The sequence below is a fragment of the Pseudomonas sp. LBUM1663 genome (genome assembly GCF_059695905.1).
In genome coordinates this window covers 4,585,416-4,603,131 of the sequence record NZ_CP166792.1, presented here as the reverse complement: position 1 = coordinate 4,603,131, position 17,716 = coordinate 4,585,416, and the positions used below count along the sequence as shown (strand labels likewise).

At 62.7% G+C, this 17,716-nt stretch carries 5 protein-coding genes; 2 read left to right on the top strand and 3 right to left on the bottom strand.

Going from position 1 to position 17,716, the window contains the following annotated elements; translation table 11 throughout:
* The first annotated feature begins 187 nt into the window (after nucleotides 1-187).
* Both ACA075_RS21015 and ACA075_RS21010 read left to right on the top strand, forming a co-directional pair.
* Complete coding sequence (locus ACA075_RS21015) at nucleotides 188-13,171, top strand: non-ribosomal peptide synthetase (RefSeq protein WP_497295112.1); 12,984 nt, start codon at nucleotides 188-190, stop codon at nucleotides 13,169-13,171.
* Nucleotides 13,172-13,390: 219 nt separating this feature from the next.
* A complete protein-coding gene (locus ACA075_RS21010) occupies nucleotides 13,391-14,203 on the top strand; it encodes an alpha/beta fold hydrolase (RefSeq protein WP_497295111.1) in 813 nt (270 codons plus the stop codon).
* An 81-nt stretch (nucleotides 14,204-14,284) separates the two neighbouring features.
* Here the strand turns inward: ACA075_RS21010 and dsbG are convergent, their stop codons facing one another.
* The 3 genes from dsbG to dsbD are packed head-to-tail and all read right to left on the bottom strand — an operon-like array spanning nucleotide 14,285 to nucleotide 17,633.
* The gene (dsbG, locus tag ACA075_RS21005) at nucleotides 14,285-15,055 is read right to left on the bottom strand and encodes a thiol:disulfide interchange protein DsbG (protein WP_497295109.1); all 771 of its coding nucleotides are present in this window, start codon (nucleotides 15,053-15,055) and stop codon (nucleotides 14,285-14,287) included.
* A complete protein-coding gene (locus ACA075_RS21000) occupies nucleotides 15,031-15,897 on the bottom strand; it encodes a prolipoprotein diacylglyceryl transferase family protein (protein WP_497295107.1) in 867 nt (288 codons plus the stop codon). The genes dsbG and ACA075_RS21000 overlap by 25 nt, the downstream gene beginning before the upstream one ends.
* Complete coding sequence (dsbD, locus tag ACA075_RS20995; RefSeq protein ID WP_497295105.1) at nucleotides 15,897-17,633, bottom strand: protein-disulfide reductase DsbD; 1,737 nt, start codon at nucleotides 17,631-17,633, stop codon at nucleotides 15,897-15,899. The genes ACA075_RS21000 and dsbD overlap by 1 nt, the downstream gene beginning before the upstream one ends.
* Nucleotides 17,634-17,716: the final 83 nt, after the last annotated feature.

The window sequence follows — 17,716 nt, the reverse complement described above, 5'->3', positions numbered from 1 at the left end:
GCCTGCCGACTAATTATTTCAACACCCCATCCGTTCTCATTGGTGAAAGGTGCCGGGTCAATCCGGGCCAAAACAGCATTCCCAATGCCTTGCGCAGTCGGCGAAGACCGCGTCCTGCATGCCCTTTAGTGGGCGTGACGTAAGAAAACCGATTCCATTTGCAAGCCGAATTCAGGCAGGAAACCTCATGACCGACGCGTTCGAACTCCCAAGCAATCTGGTCCAAGCCCTCCAGCGCCGTGCGGCCCTGACGCCGGATCGGGTGGCCTTGCGTTTTCTCGCCGACACCCCGAATCAGGCCGTGGTGCTCAGTTATCGCGAGCTGGATCAGCGGGCGCGAACCATTGCCGGTGCGTTGCAGGCCGAGGCTGAATTTGGCGATCGCGCCGTGCTGCTGTTCCCGAGCGGCCCGGATTACGTCGCGGCTTTTTTTGGCTGCCTGTACGCCGGTGTGATCGCGGTGCCGGCTTATCCGCCGGAGTCGGCTAAACGTCATCACCAGGAACGTTTGCAGTCGATCATCAGCGATGCCGAGCCGCGCCTGCTGCTGACCAGCGCCGGCCTGCGCGACGCCTTGCTGCAGATTGAAGGTGCGCCGCCGCTGCTGTGCGTCGACACCCTGGACGGTGCCTTGGCCGACAGCTGGATCGCGCCGAACCTGGCCGGCGACCACATCGCCTTCCTGCAATACACCTCCGGTTCCACCGCGTTGCCCAAAGGGGTGCAAGTCAGTCACGGCAACTTGGTGGCCAATGAACTGCTGATCCGTCATGGCTTCGGTATCGACCTGAACCCGGACGACGTGATCGTCAGCTGGCTGCCGCTGTACCACGACATGGGCCTGATCGGCGGTCTGTTGCAGCCGATTTTCAGCGGCGTGCCGTGCGTGTTGATGTCGCCGGCGTACTTCCTTGGTCGGCCATTGCGCTGGCTGGAAGCGATCAGCGAATACGGCGGCACCATCAGCGGCGGCCCGGATTTCGCCTATCGCCTGTGCAGCGAGCGCGTCAGCGAATCAGCGCTGGAGCGCCTCGACCTGAGCGGCTGGCGCGTGGCGTATTCCGGCTCCGAACCGATTCGTCTCGACACCCTCGATCGCTTCGGCGAAAAGTTCGCGGCGTGCGGTTTCACCACCGACAGCTTCATGGCGTCTTACGGGTTGGCCGAAGCCACCTTGTTCGTCGCCGGAACCCCGCGCGGTCAGGGCATCGGCAACCTGCGCGTAGACGACCAAGCCTTGGCCCGGAACCGAGCGGAGATTGGCGAAGGCAGCGCGATCATGAGTTGTGGCATCAGTCAGCCGGATCATGCGGTGTTGATTGTCGACCCCGTCGCGCTCAATGAACTCGCCGATAACGCCATCGGCGAAGTCTGGGCCGCCGGGCCAAGCATCGCCCATGGCTACTGGCGCAACCCCGAGGCCAGCGCCAAGACCTTCGTCCAGCACAACAATCGGACCTGGCTGCGCACGGGCGACCTGGGCTTCATGCGTGACGGTGAACTGTTCATCACCGGTCGCCTGAAAGACATGCTGATCGTTCGCGGCCAGAACCTGTACCCGCAAGACATCGAACAGACCATCGAACGCGAAGTGGAAGTGGTGCGAAAAGGTCGCGTCGCCGCTTTCGCGGTCAATATCGACGGTCAGGAAGGCATCGGCATTGCCGCGGAAATCAGCCGCAGCGTGCAGAAAATCCTCCCGCCCGACGCATTGATCAAAGCCATCCGCCAGGCGGTGGCCGAGGCGTATCAGGAAGCGCCGAGCGTGGTGGTGCTGCTCAATCCGGGCACATTACCCAAGACCTCCAGCGGCAAACTGCAACGTTCGGCCTGCCGCAATCGTCTGGCGGACGGCAGCCTCGACAGCTATGCGCTGTTCCCGTCGGCAGATGTTCAGAGCGACGCCAAAGCCGAAACAAGTTCTGAGCTAGAAGCCTTGATCGGCCAGATCTGGAGCGAGCAACTGCAGGTCAAACAGGTCAACGCCGACGATCACTTCTTCCTGCACGGCGGCAATTCCATCGCCGCCACTCAAGTGGTGGCGCGGCTGCGTGAAGCACTCAGTCTGGAGCTGAACCTGCGCCTGCTGTTCGAAGCGCCAACCCTTGGCGCGTTCACCGCCGCTGTCGCTCAGTTGCAGCAGGACGGCGGCCTGGCCCAGGGCGCGATCACACCGCTGTCGCGCAACGAACCGATGCCACAATCCTTGGCGCAAAACCGCCTCTGGATCACCTGGCAACTCGACCCGCACAGCAGCGCCTACAACATTCCCGGGGCCTTGCGCCTGCGTGGCGAGCTGGACGAAGACGCCTTGCGCGCCAGTTTCCAGCAACTGATCGAGCGTCATGAATCCCTGCGCACACGGTTCTTCGAACGGGACGGCGTGGCGCTGCAACAGGTCGATGCGGCGGGCGAATTCAACCTGCAATTGATCGACATCAGCGACCTGCCCGCCGCCGAGCGTGAAGCCCGCGCGCTGCAAATCCGTGAGGACGAAGCCCGCACCCAGTTCGATCTGGAAAAAGGCCCGCTGCTGTGGGTGACGCTGGTGCGCCTCGACGACGAGGACCATCAACTGCTGGTCACGATGCACCACATCATCGCCGATGGCTGGTCGCTGAACGTGCTGATCGACGAGTTCTCGCGCGTGTACGCTGCGGCCTCCCAAGGACAAAAGGCCTCGCTTCCCGCATTGCCGACCCAATACGCCGATTACGGCAGCTGGCAGCGTCAATGGCTGGCGCAAGGGGAGGGCGAACGGCAACTCGCCTACTGGAAAGCACAGTTGGGTGACGAGCATCCGACCCTGACCTTGGCCACCGATCACCCGCGCTCGGCGCATCACGTTCACAGCGCCGCCCGCCATACCGTGCGTTTAAATGCGACCTTGAGCGATGCCATTCGCCAGACCGCCCAGGCGCATGAATCGACGCCCTTCATGCTGTTGCTCGCCGCGTTCCAGAGCCTGTTGCACCGCTACAGCGGCCAGCGCGACATCCGCATCGGCGTGCCGAATGCCAACCGCCCGCGCCTGGAAACCCAAGGGCTGATCGGCTTCTTCATCAACACCCAAGTGCTGCGTGCCGAGGTGGATTCGCGCCTGTCATTCTTGGAGCTGTTGGCGCAAACCCGCCAGGCTGCGCTGGGCGCACAAGCGCATCAGGATCTGCCGTTCGAACAACTGCTCGAAGCCTTCCCGCAAGCCCGCGAACAAGGCTTGTTCCAGGTGATGTTCAACCACCAGCAACGGGATTTGAGCGCGTTGCGTCGCCTGCCTGGATTGCTCGCAGAAGAACTGCCGTGGCACAGCCGCGAAGCCAAGTTCGACCTGCAACTGCACAGCGAAGAAGACCAGAAGGGTCGCCTGAGCCTGTCCTTCGACTACGCCAGCGAGCTGTTCGACGCGACGACCATCGAACGTCTGGCCGAGCATTTCAGCAACCTGCTGCGGGCCATTTGCGAGCAACCGTCCACCGCCATTGGCGACCTGCCACTGCTGAGCGCAAGCGAACACGGCCAACAAACGTCCTGGAGCGCCGCACCGTGCACACCGGCCAGCCAATGGTTGCCGGAAATGCTCAATGAGCAAGCGCGCCAGACCTCGGAACGCACCGCGCTGATGTGGGACGGCGGCGCCCTCGATTTCGCCGAACTGCACACCCAGGCCAACCGCCTGGCCCATTACCTGCGCGACAAAGGCGTTGGCCCGGACGTTTGCGTGGCCATCGCCGCCGAGCGTTCGCCGCAATTGCTGATCGGTCTGCTGGCGATCATCAAGGCCGGTGGCGCCTATGTGCCGCTGGACCCGGATTACCCGGCCGAGCGCCTGGCCTACATGCTCAGCGACAGCGGCGTCGAGTTGCTGCTGACCCAGACCCAGTTGCTCGAACGCCTGCCGGCCACCGACGGCGTCAGCGTGATCGCCATGGATGCGCTGCATCTGGAGAACTGGCCAAGCCAAGCGCCAGGGCTGCATCTGCATGGCGACAACCTCGCCTACGTGATTTACACCTCCGGTTCCACCGGCCAGCCGAAGGGTGTCGGCAACACCCACGCGGCGCTCGCCGAGCGCCTGCAATGGATGCAGAACACCTACGGTTTGAACGACACCGACGTGCTGATGCAAAAAGCCCCGATCAGTTTCGACGTGTCGGTGTGGGAGTGCTTCTGGCCGCTGATCACCGGCGCACGCTTGCTGATCGCCGGCCCCGGTGAGCACCGCGACCCGCATCGCATCGCGCAGCTGGTCCAGCAATACGGCGTGACCACGTTGCACTTCGTACCGCCACTGCTTTCGTTGTTCATTGATGAGCCGCTGACCGCCGAATGCACTAGCCTGCGTCGGGTTTTCTCCGGTGGCGAAGCCTTGCCCGCCGAGCTGCGCAACCGCGTGCTGCAACAGTTGCCGGCCGTGCAACTGCACAACCGCTACGGCCCGACCGAAACCGCTATCAACGTCACCCATTGGCACTGCACCCGCGCCGATGGCGAGCGCTCGCCGATTGGCCGGCCGTTGGGCAACGTGGTGTGCCGCGTACTCGACAGCGACCTCAATCTGGTGCCGGCCGGTGTGCCGGGTGAGCTGTGCATCAGCGGCATCGGCCCGGCCCGTGGCTATCTGGGCCGTCCGGGTCTGACCGCTGAACGTTTTGTCGTCGATCCACTGGGCGAGCAGGGCGCGCGTCTGTACCGCACCGGCGACCGTGCGCGCTGGACGGCGGATGGCGTGATCGAATACCTCGGCCGTCTCGATCAGCAGGTCAAGCTGCGCGGCTTCCGTGTCGAGCCCGAAGAAATCGAAGCCCGTTTGCTGGCCCAGGAGGGCGTTGCCCAAGCCGTGGTGCTGGTGCGCGAAACGGCAGCCGGTGGTCAGTTGATCGGTTACTACACCGCCACCGATTGCATCGAAGCGGTTGATGCTCAAAGCGCGCGTCTGAAAGCCGCGCTGGCGGCCGAACTGCCGGAATACATGGTCCCGGCGCAGCTGATGCGGCTGGACGAAATGCCCTTGAGCCCAAGCGGCAAACTCGACCGTCGTGCCTTGCCCGAACCGCAACGGCAAGTGCGCGAACACGTCGAGCCGGTCACGGCGCTGGAGCAGCAAATCGCCGGCATCTGGCGCGAAGTGCTGGGCCTTGCGCAGATCGGCCTGCGCGACGATTTCTTCGCCCTCGGCGGTCATTCGTTGCTGGCCACGCAAATCATTTCCCGTACCCGTCAGGCCTGCGACGTCGAGTTGCCGCTGCGGGCGCTGTTCGAAAACAGTGAGCTGGGCGGGTTTGCCGAACAGGTTCAACGGATCCAGGCCAGCGGCAAGACCAACCAGCAACCGCCCATCGAGAAAGTCGACCGCAACCAACCGGTGCCGCTGTCGTATTCCCAGCAACGCATGTGGTTCCTCTGGCAAATGGAGCCGGACAGCCCTGCCTATAACGTCGGCGGTATGGCGCGGCTGCGCGGTGTACTCGATGTCGGGCGTTTCGAAGCGGCGTTGCAAGCGCTGATCATGCGTCACGAAACCCTGCGCACCACGTTCCCGAGCATCGACGGCGTGGCCCGGCAACAGGTGCATGCGCAAACCGGCATGCGCATGGACTGGAAGGACTTCTCGGCGCTGGAGGCCGACAGCCGTGAGCAACGGGTGCAGCAACTGGCTGACGATGAGGCGCATAAACCGTTCGACCTGGAAACCGGTCCGCTGCTGCGCGCGTGTCTGGTCAAGACCGCCGAGCACGAACACTACCTGGTGCTGACTTTGCACCACATCGTCACCGAAGGCTGGGCGATGGACATCTTCGCCCGGGAACTCAGCGCGCTGTACGAAGCGTTCGTCGACGACCGCGAATCGCCGCTGGCACCGCTGCCGGTGCAATACCTGGATTACAGCGTCTGGCAGCGCCAGTGGCTGGAGTCCGGCGAGCGCCAACGCCAGCTCGACTACTGGACCGCGCAACTGGGCCGCGAACATCCGTTGCTGGAATTGCCGGCCGACCGTCCGCGTCCGCCGGTACAAAGCCATCAGGGTGAATTGTTCCGTTTCGACCTGAGCGATGACCTCGCCGCACGGGTCCGCGCCTTCAACGCACAAAACGGCCTGACCCTGTTCATGACCATGACCGCCGCGCTGGCCGTGCTGCTTTACCGCTACAGCGGCCAGAACGACCTGCGCATTGGCGCGCCGGTGGCCAACCGGATTCGCCCGGAAAGCGAAGGGCTGATCGGTGCGTTCCTCAACACCCAGGTGTTGCGTTGCCAGCTCGACGGGCAGATGTCCGTGGGTGAATTGTTCGAGCAGGTGCGCCACACGGTGATCGAAGGCCAGTCCCATCAGGACTTGCCATTCGATCACTTGGTAGAAGCGTTGCAGCCACCGCGCAGCGCCGCTTACAACCCGCTTTTCCAGGTGATGTGCAACGTACAGCGCTGGGAATTCCAGCAGAGCCGCACCCTGGCCGGCATGACCGTCGAGTACCTGGCCAACGATGCCCGGGCGACCAAGTTCGACCTCAACCTGGAAGTCACCGACCTCGATCATCGACTGGGTTGCTGCCTGACCTACAGCACCGATTTGTTCGATGAACCGCGCATTGCACGCATGGCCGGGCACTGGCGCAATCTGCTGGAAGCGCTGCTGAGCGATCAGCAACAGCGCCTCAGCGAGCTGCCGTTGCTCGACGCCGGCGAGCAGCAAAAGCTGTTGGACAGCCTTGGCGTCGAACCGGGCGAGCATCGCCTCGACCAGTGCATTCATCACCTGTTCAGCGAGCAGGCCCTTACCCGCAAAGACGCACCGGCGTTGACGTTTGCGGGTGAAACCCTGAGCTACGCCGAACTCGACAGCCGCGCCAATCGCCTGGCCTGGATGCTTCGCGAACGCGGTGTCGGCCCGCAGGTTCGCGTTGGTCTGGCGCTTGAGCGTTCGCTGGAAATGGTCGTCGGCCTGCTGGCGATCCTCAAGGCCGGCGGCGCTTATGTGCCGCTGGACCCGGAATACCCGCTCGATCGCCTGCATTACATGATCGAGGACAGTGGCATTGGTTTGCTGCTCAGCGATGCGGCAATGTTCGACGCGCTCGGCGAATTGCCGGCCTCCGTCGGCCGTTGGTGCCTCGAAGAGGACACCGCCGCGTTGGCCAATTATCCGGCCACAGAGCTGCCGTTTATCAGCCTGCCGCAACATCAGGCGTACCTGATTTACACCTCGGGTTCGACCGGCAAACCGAAAGGCGTGGTGGTGTCCCACGGTGAAATCGCCATGCATTGCCAAGCGGTCATTGAGCGCTTCGGCATGCGCCCGGACGATTGCGAGCTGCATTTTTATTCGATCAACTTCGACGCTGCGACCGAGCGTTTGCTGGTGCCGTTGTTGAGTGGCGCGCACGTTGTGCTGCGCGCCCAAGGCCAATGGGACGCGGAAGAAATCTGTGGGCTCATTCGTCGCCACCACATCAACATCCTCGGCTTCACCCCAAGCTACGGCAGCCAATTGGCGCAGTGGCTGGCGACCCAGGGCGAAACCTTGCCGGTGCGCATGTGCATCACCGGCGGCGAAGCCCTGACCGGTGAACACCTGACGCGAATTCGTGCGGCGTTCAAACCGAGCCTGTTTTTCAATGCCTATGGCCCGACCGAAACCGTGGTCATGCCGTTGGCGAGTCTGGCACCCGAACAGCTGGAAGAAGGCTTGGGCAGCGTGCCGATCGGCAGCGTGATCGGCGCGCGGGTCGCCTACATCCTCGACGCCGACCTGGCCCTGGTACCGCAAGGCGCGACCGGCGAGTTGTTCGTCGGCGGTGCCGGTCTGGCGCAGGGTTATCACCAACGTCCGGGCATGACCGCCGAACGATTTGTGGCGGATCCGTTCGCCGCCGATGGCGGACGTCTGTACCGCACCGGCGACCTGGTACGCCAGCGTGCCGATGGCTTGGTGGAGTACCTGGGGCGCATCGACCATCAAGTGAAGATTCGCGGTTTCCGCATCGAACTGGGCGAAATCGAAACCCGTCTGCTGGAACATGAATCGATCCGCGAAGCCGTGGTCCTGGCCCTCGACGCGCCGAGCGGCAAACAACTGGTCGGCTATCTGGTGACCGACGTTGCCGAGCAGGACGACACACAGCAGACGGCACTGCGCGAAGCCTTGAAGCATCACCTCAAGTCGCAACTGCCGGATTACATGGTGCCGACGCACCTGATCCTGCTTTCCAGCATGCCGCTGACCGCCAACGGCAAACTCGACCGCCGCGCCTTGCCAGCGCCGGACCCGGAACTAAATCGTCAGCACTACGTGGCGCCGAGCAACGAGTTGGAACTGACCTTGGCCGGCATTTGGTGCGAGGTGCTGAACGTCGAGCAAGTGGGCCTCAACGACAACTTCTTTGAACTGGGCGGCGATTCGATTCTGTCGATCCAGGTGGTCAGCCGTGCGCGGCAACAGGGCATTCATTTCAGTCCGCGTGATCTGTTCCAGCACCAGACGGTGCAGACCCTGGCCGCCGTGGCCACCCGTACCGAGCAGATCACCGCCGAGCAGGGCCTGCTCACAGGTGAATCGCGTCTGACGCCGATTCAGCACTGGTTCTTCGACACTGACATTCCCGAGCGTCAGCACTGGAACCAGGCGTTGCTGCTGGAACCGACCGCCGCGCTGGAACCCCATCGCCTGGAGCAAGCGCTGCTGGCGGTGATCGAACAGCACGACGCCTTGCGTCTGCGATTCACTCAAACCGGCGCGCAATGGCGCGCCGAGCATCAGACGATGTCCGACGTGCCGGTGCTGTGGCAAGTGCGGGTTTCGTCCATGGACAAATGCGCCGCGCTGTTCGCCGATGCCCAGCGCAGCCTTGACCTCGAACACGGCCCGCTGATGCGCGTGTTGCTGGTCGATGGTCCCGAGGGCGAACAACGGCTGTTCATCGCCATTCACCACCTGGTGGTGGACGGTGTTTCATGGCGGGTGCTGCTGGACGATCTGCAAACCGTTTACCGTCAACTGGACGCTCAGCAGTCGGTCAAACTGCCGGCGAAAACCAGTGCGTTCAAGGATTGGTCCGCCCGTTTACAGGCCTATGCCGGCAGCGAATCCCTGCGTGAAGAACTGTGCTGGTGGCAGGCGCAACTGGCCGGGCCGAGTGCTGAGCTGCCGTGTGATCGTCCCAAGGGCGGGCGGCAGAACCGGCATGCGCAAACCGTCAGCGTGCGGCTCGATGCCGAGCGTACTCGCCAGTTGCTGCAACAGGCGCCGAGTGCCTATCGCACGCAAGTCAACGACCTGCTGCTGACCGCGTTGGCCCGTGTGCTGTGCCACTGGAGCGGAGAGGAATCGGCGCTGATTCAACTCGAAGGCCACGGCCGCGAAACCCTGTTCGACGAAATTGACCTGACCCGCACCGTCGGCTGGTTCACCAGCGCTTATCCGTTACGCCTTGTGCCGGCGAACGGGCAGGGCGCCTCGATCAAGGCGATCAAGGAACAACTGCGTGGCGTGCCGCACAAAGGCCTGGGTTATGGCGTGCTGCGTTACCTGGCCGATGATCTGAGTCGCCAGACCCTGGCCGGGTTGCCGGTGGCGCCGATCACCTTCAACTACCTTGGTCAGTTCGACCAGAGCTTCGGCGCGGACGCTTTGTTCCGTCCGCTGGACGAGCCTGTCGGTGCGGCCCACGACCCGCAGGCGCCGCTGCCCAATGAACTGAGCGTCGACAGTCAGGTGTACGGCGGTGAACTGGTGCTGCGCTGGACCTTCAGCGCCGAACGCCACAATCCGCAGACCATCAGCGATCTGGCGGATGCCTACCTGGGCGAGCTGCAAAGCCTGATCGAACATTGCCTGCAAGACGATGCCGGCGGCCTCACGCCGTCGGATTTCCCGCTGGCCAGACTGACTCAGCTGCAGTTGGATGCGCTGCCGATTCCGGCCGCCGTCATCGAGGACGTCTACCCGTTGACCCCGATGCAGGAAGGCATGCTGCTGCACACCTTGCTGGAACCGGGCACCGGCCTCTACTACATGCAGGACCGCTACCGCATCAGCAGCGAACTCGATCCGCAGCGATTCGCCCAGGCCTGGCAAGCGGTGATCGCCCGTCACGAAGCCCTGCGCGCCTCGTTCTGCTGGAACGTCGGCGAAGACATGCTGCAAGTGATCCACAAGCCCGGCAGCACACCGATCGAGATCCTCGACTGGACGGCGATTGCCGAAGCCGAGCAGGAGCCGAAACTGCAAGCGCTGCTCAAAAGCGAGCGCGAAGCCGGGTTCGATTTGCTCAATCAGGCGCCGTTCCACCTGCGCTTGATCAAGGTCGGCGCGGCGCGTTACTGGTTCATGATGAGCAACCACCACCTCCTCATCGATGCCTGGTGCCGCTCGCTGCTGATGAACGATTTCTTCGAGATCTACACCGCCCTCGGTGAAGGCCGGGAAGCGCAACTGGCCGTGCCCCCGCGTTATCGCGACTACATTGGCTGGCTGCAACGCCAGAGCCTGGCCGAGGCGCGGCAGTGGTGGAAAACCAACTTGCAAGGTTTCGAACGGACCACGCCGATTCCGAGCGACCGACCGTTCCTGCGTGAACATGCCGGTGAAAGCGGCGGCATGATCGTCGGCGACCGCTACACAAGGCTTGATGCTCGCGACGGTGCGCAGCTGCGCGAACTGGCGCAAGCGCATCAGCTGACCATCAACACCTTCGCCCAAGCGGCGTGGGCCTTGGTGCTGCGGCGTTTGAGCGGTGATCGCGACGTGCTGTTCGGCGTCACGGTGGCCGGGCGTCCGGTGGACATGCCGCAGATGCAGCGCACCGTCGGGCTGTTCATCAACAGCATCGCGTTGCGGGTGAAAATGCCCGAGGACGATCAGCGTTGCAGTGTGCGCCAGTGGTTGAGCGGTTTGCTCGACAGCAACATGCAGCTGCGTGAGTACGAATACCTGCCGCTGGTGAGCATTCAGGAAAACAGCGAACTGCCCAAGGGCCAACCGCTGTTCGACAGCCTGTTCGTGTTCGAAAACGCCCCGGTGGAAGTCTCGGTGCTGGACCGTGCGCAGAGCCTCAATGCCACGTCGGATTCGGGCCGCACCCATACCAACTTCCCGCTGACGGCGGTCTGCTACCCGGGCGATGACCTGGGGCTGCACCTGTCTTACGACCAGCGTTATTTCGACGAATCGACCGTCGAGCGCATGCTCGGCGAGTTCAAACGTTTGCTGCTGGCGCTGGTCGACGGTTTCCATGGCGACATGGCGGACTTGCCTTTGCTGGGCGCCGAGGAGCAGGACTTCCTGATCCACGGCTGCAACCAGAGTGAGCACGATTACCCGCTGGAACAAAGCTATGTCGCGTTGTTCGAAGCGCAGGTCGCCCGGCATCCGCAGCGGATTGCCGCGAGTTGCCTGAATCAGCAACACAGTTATGTCGAACTGAACCAGCGCAGCAACCGCCTCGGTCATGCGTTGATCTCGGCCGGGGTCGGGCTGGATCAACCGGTGGCGTTGCTGGCCGAACGCAACCTCAATCTGCTCGGCATGATCATCGGCAGCTTCAAGGCGGGCGCGGGTTATCTGCCGCTGGACCCGGGGCTGCCGAGTCAGCGTCTGAGCCGGATCATCGACCTGAGCCGCACGCCGTTGCTGGTCTGCACGCAGGCCTGCCGTGAACAGGCGGTCGCGCTGCTGGAGGAGTTCAGTTGCGCCAATCGGCCGAAATTGCTGGTGTGGGAAGAGGTCCAGACGAGCGCTGCATCGGTGGCGAATCCTCAGATTTACAGCGGCCCGGACAACCTCGCTTATGTGATCTACACCTCGGGTTCCACCGGTTTGCCCAAAGGTGTGATGGTCGAGCAGCGCGGCATGCTCAACAACCAATTGAGCAAGGTGCCGTACCTTAATCTCAGTGATGCCGACGTGATCGCCCAGACCGCTTCGCAAAGCTTCGACATCTCGGTGTGGCAGTTCCTCGCCGCACCGCTGTTCGGGGCGCGGGTGGACATTGTGCCGAACACCATCGCCCATGATCCGCAAGGGTTGCTGGCGCATGTGTCGGCCCAGGGCATCACCGTGCTGGAAAGCGTGCCGTCGCTCATTCAGGGCATGCTCGCCCAGGAGCGCATGAGCCTCGACGGCCTGCGCTGGATGTTGCCGACGGGTGAAGCGATGCCGCCGGAGCTGGCGCATCAGTGGTTGCTGCGTTACCCGGATATCGGATTGGTGAACGCTTATGGCCCGGCGGAGTGTTCCGACGACGTGGCGTTCTTCCGCGTGGACATGGCTTCGACCCGTGGCAGTTACCTGCCGATCGGTACGCCGACCGACAACAACCGTTTGTACCTGCTCGATGGCGCGCTGGAACTGGTGCCGTTGGGTGCGGTGGGCGAGTTGTGCGTGGCCGGCACCGGCGTCGGGCGCGGTTATGTCAGCGATCCGCTGCGCACGGCGCAGGTGTTTGTGCCGAACCCGTTCGGTGCGCCGGGGGATCGTCTGTATCGCACCGGCGACCTCGCCCGACGTCGCAGCGACGGGGTGCTGGAATACGTCGGGCGTATCGACCATCAAGTGAAGATCCGTGGTTACCGCATCGAGCTGGGTGAAATCGAAGCCCGTCTGCATGAGCAACCGGAAGTGCGCGAAGCGGCGGTCGGCGTGCAGGAAGGCTTGAACGGCAAGCATCTGGTCGGCTACCTGGTTACGGCTGACTCGGCGATGAACCCGACCGAACGACTGGAGCGCATCAAGCAACGTCTGCGCGCCGAGCTCCCGGAATACATGGTGCCGCTGCACTGGCTGTGGCTGGCGCGGATGCCGCTCAATGCCAACGGCAAACTCGACCGCAAGGCACTGCCGGCGCTGGAGATCGGCCAGTTGCAGAGCCAGGATTACCAAGCGCCGCGCACTGAGCTGGAGCAGACATTGGCCGCTATCTGGGCCGAGGTGCTGAAGGTCGAGAAGGTCGGCGTGCAAGACAACTTCTTCGAACTGGGCGGGCATTCGTTGCTGGCGACGCAGATCGCTTCGCGGGTGCAGAAAGCCCTGCAACGCGATGTGCCGTTGCGGGCGATGTTCGAGTGCAGCACGGTGGCGGAGTTGGCCGAATACATCGACGGGTTGGCGGCGAGTGACATCACCGAGGAGAAGGTGGATCGCCTCAATGACTTGATGGCGGAGCTGGAGGGGCTTTGATTTTCTAGCGTTTGTGCGGGCCTCTTCGCGGGCAAGCCTCGCTCCTACAGGATTTGTGTCGTTCGCAATTTTTATGATCGACACCAAACCTGTGGGAGCGAGCCTGCTCGCGATGGCGTCATCGAAATTTGCGCGAATTTGCGCGTTGACTGCCGCTGTGGACCGGCTCAGGCTGCCTCTGCTTTTTTTGTTGAATTCCCTTCACAACGGAGACAGTCAATGCCCTTCGTAACGATTGACGGACAAGCCCTTCACTACATCGATCAAGGCACCGGCCCGGCCGTATTGCTGGCCGGCAGCTACCTGTGGGACCAGGCCATGTGGGCACCGCAGATTGCTGCGTTGTCGCAACACTATCAGGTCATTGCGCTGGACCTGTGGGGCCACGGTGAATCCGGCCCACTTCCCGAAGGCACGAAGTCTCTGGATGACATCGCCCGCCAGGCCTTGGCGCTGCTCGATCATCTGGACGTTGATCGTGTCACGCTGGTCGGTCTGTCGGTCGGTGGCATGTGGGGCGTGCGACTGGCGCTGTCGGCGCCACAACGGATCAACGGTCTGGTGCTGATGGACACCTACGTCGGTGTCGAGCCGGAACCGACTCGGCAATACTATTTCTCGCTGTTCAAGCAGATCGAAGAGACCGGCGTGATCGCGCCGCAGCTGCTCGACATCGTGGTGCCGATTTTTTTCCGTCCGGGGATCGATCCGCAGTCGGCGCTGTATCAGGATTTCCGCGCGAAACTGGCGGCGTTGCCGTCTGAGCGTCTGCGTGAAAGCATTGTGCCGATGGGGCGTATCACGTTTGGCCGGGATGATCTGTTGCCGCGTCTGGGCGAGCTGAATCCCGACACCACGCTGGTGATGTGTGGCGATCAGGACAAACCGCGGCCGCCGTCGGAAACGAAGGAAATGGCCGGGTTGATTGGCTGCCCGTATGTGCTGGTGCCCGAGGCGGGGCATATCTCCAATTTGGAGAATCCGCCGTTTGTGACTGAGGTGTTGTTGAAGTTTTTAGCTGAGAGAAATTAGTCGATCTTGCTGGCCCCATCGTCGGCTCCGGGCGGCGATCCGACGATGGGGCCGGTGTGGTCACCAAGTCTCTGCAGCAAACTACTTAGGCCCGAGAATCTTCACCAATTTATCCGGCGAAGGCGCGCCTTGCTGTTGTTGCAGCTCGCCCTTGTCGTCCATGTAGAAAATCGCCGGGGTGGCCTGCAGTTCCAGGTCTTCCATCAACTGCATGTTCGCCGCCAGTTTCGCCTGAATCGCCGGCGGCACGTCTTTCAAGGCTTTCAGCGAACTGCCCTTGCCGGATTTTTCGTGATCTTCCAGCGCCTTGCTCGGGTCCTTCGCGGCCAGCAGTGCCGCGGATTTGCCCGGGCTGTCTTCGCGAATGATCCCGACCATGATGTGCCGCAGCTGTACCTTGCCGGCCTTGACCCACGGCCGTGCCTGTTCCCAGAACAGGTTGCAGTAGGGGCAGTTCGGGTCGCTGAACAGGTACACGATGCGTGGCGCATCTTTTTTGCCGTCGGCGATCCAGTTACTGGCTTCCATCTTGGCCCAGACTTCCTTGGACATCGGCGCGTAGACCAGTTTCTGCAACGGCGCGCTGCTCAGGTCATTGCCCTCGGCGTCGTACAGATTGCCGAGCAACACATGTTTGCCGTCCGGGGTCAGGTACAGCGCCATGCCTCGGTTCTGGTACTGCGCGGCATACCCACGCAAACCGTCCGGCGCATCGAACTGGCCGACGATTTTCGCGCCCTTGGCTTCGATCTTCTTGATCGCTTCAGGCAATTCTTCGGCGGCCTGCACCGACGGCAGGTGCAGCAACGCTGCGCCCAGGGTCAGCGTCAGCAGGTGGCGGAGGCGGGGCATGGCAGTTTCCTTGAAGAGGTGGCCGGTACGGCAGGAGAAGGGGTGTCGAAGTTTTCCAGGGCGCGGGCCAGGCTGGCATCCGAGAGTTCACCCAAATGGCTGTCCAGCAATCGACCGTCGGGGCTATAGAACAGCGTAGTCGGCAATGCCATGGAACCCACGGCCTGACCCAATCGACCGCTGCCGTCGAACAGCACGTTGGTCAGGCTCAGGCCCTGGGTTTCGAGGAAGGTGCTGACGCTTTGCATGCTTTCGGCCTGATTGACGAACAGGAAGGTCAGGTCCGGGCGCTGTTGCTGGGCGTTTTCCAGCACCGGCATTTCTCGGCGACACGGCGGGCACCAGGTGGCCCAGAGGTTGATGACCAGCGGCCCACCCTTGTAGTCCGCCAGTTGTACAGTTTCGCCGGCGGCATTGCGCAGGGCAATCTCCGGCAGGCGCGTGCCTTGTTCGTAAATACTCAGGGAGAAGGTCGCCAGCAGCCAGAACGCCAGACCGCTGGCCACGCCGAAACCCAGCGGGCGGCGCAAACCCGGTCGGCGCCAACCGCGATACAGCGCGGTGAGCAGCAGCACAATCACCCCGGGCCAGGCGAGGAAACCGCCATCGCGCAGGTCGATGATTTGCCACGGATCGTTGCGATAGTGTGTCCAGTAGACGCCAACGAAACCGACCCGCGCCGCCAGCATGCCCAGTAAAAACAGGCTGAACAGCGCCGACTCGGGATTTTCGCCTCCGCGCTTGGCCACCCGCCAGCCGACAAACGTCGCCAGCGCGAGGGCACTGATCAGCAGCAGATGGTTAAGCGCGATGGCAAAGGTGCCGAGGGTAAAGGTCAGCATTAACGGGCGTCTCGGGTGGTGGTCCAGCGTTGCAGGAAGGTGTCGGCATCGACCTCACCGGTGATGCGCTGACTGCGGCGCTCCTGGCCGTCTGCGCCGATCCACAGAAAACTTGGTGGTCCCGGCACTTTATAGCGGCCGAGCAGTTCGCGGCTGGCGGCATTGTCGGCGGTGACGTCCAGCCGTAGCAAGCGCACATCGCTCAGCGCTTCCATCACATGGGCTTTGCCGAAGACCTGTTTTTCCATGACCTTGCACGACACACACCAATCGGCGTAGTAGTCCAGCAGCACCCATTGGCCCTGGGCCCGGGCGGCGTCCAGTTCCTGTTGCAGCGCTTGCGGACTGTTGATCGTGGTGAACGCCTCATGGCCCGTCGGGCGAGCGGCATTACTGGAAGAGGCTGAGGCGCTGTAGACCTGCAACGGTTTGAGCAGATCATCACTGCCCCCGGCGGCGCCGATCAGCAGCAGACCGCCCCACATCCCGAGCAACAGCGCACTGGCGCCGAACAGATGGGCGACACGGCCGAAGCCTTCCGACTGTTTCCAGGCGCTGTAGGCGGCAATCAGCAGCAAGGCGCCGCACAAACCGATCCACAGCGATTGATCCAGCACCGGGCGCAGCATCAGCAGGGCAGTGGCGAGGAACAGGAAACCGAACACGCCTTTGAGCAGGTTCATCCAGGCGCCGGGTTTGGGCAGGAAGCGATTGCCCACGGTCACCAGCAACAGCAGCGGCACGCCGATGCCGATGCCCATGGCGAACAGAATCAGCCCGCCATGCAGCGCATTGCCGCTTTGCGCGATGTAGAGCAGGGCGCCGGCCAGTGGCGCGGTCATGCACGGGCCGACCAGCAGCCCCGACAAGGCCCCGAGCACACCGGCACCGATCAAACTGCCGCCACGCTGATTTCGCGACACATTTTCCAGCCGATCACGCACCGCCACCGGCAGTTGCAGCTCGAAAAAACCGAACATCGGCAACGCCAGCAGGACAAATATCGCCGCGAAGCTGCCAAGCAGCCATGGGTTCTGCAACAGGGCCTGAAGGTTCGCACCCAGCAGCGCGGCCAGCACGCCCATCGCCGCATACACCAGCGCCATGCTCACCACATAACTGGTCGCCAGGGCGAAGCCGCGTTTGGGCGCAGCCCCGCTGCCGACAATCAACCCGGCCAGAATCGGCAGCATCGGCAACGAGCAAGGGGTGAAGGCCAGCAACAGGCCCAGACCGAAGAACACCAGCAAACTCCAGCCCAGCGCCCTTTGTTGCAGGCCGCTGGCCAGGGCCTGATCCGGTGCTTCGTTGGTTGCGCCCGCAACATTGCCGCCCAGATCCACAACCTGAGTCTGCGGCGGATAGCACAAACCGGCATCGGCACAGCCCTGGAAGCCCACCTTGATCTGACCGGTAGCGCCCGCTGGAATCTTCAGCTCCAGGCCCTGGCGATAGACCTGTTGTTCGCCAAAGAACTCGTCACTGTGCGCTTCACCTACCGGTAATGCCGGCTGCTGCTCCGGGGGCAATCCCTCGAATTTCAGGCGTTTCTGGTAAAGGTAGTAACCGTCGGTAATTTGCCAAAAGAGCTGTGTTTCGCCGGATTCAAGGCGTTCGGATGTAAAGACGAACGCCTTTTCCACAGGGAGAAATTCGGGTTTGGTTTCGAACGGATTGTTCCCTGCCTGGGCCATACCCGAGATCAAGAGAACAAAAAACAAAAACAGTCGACGCATGGGTAAGCCTTATCCCTGTGCAAGTGAGGTGCACAATGGGAGGCGGCGATTAACCGATGATTAACCGCCGCCGTTGCTGCCCG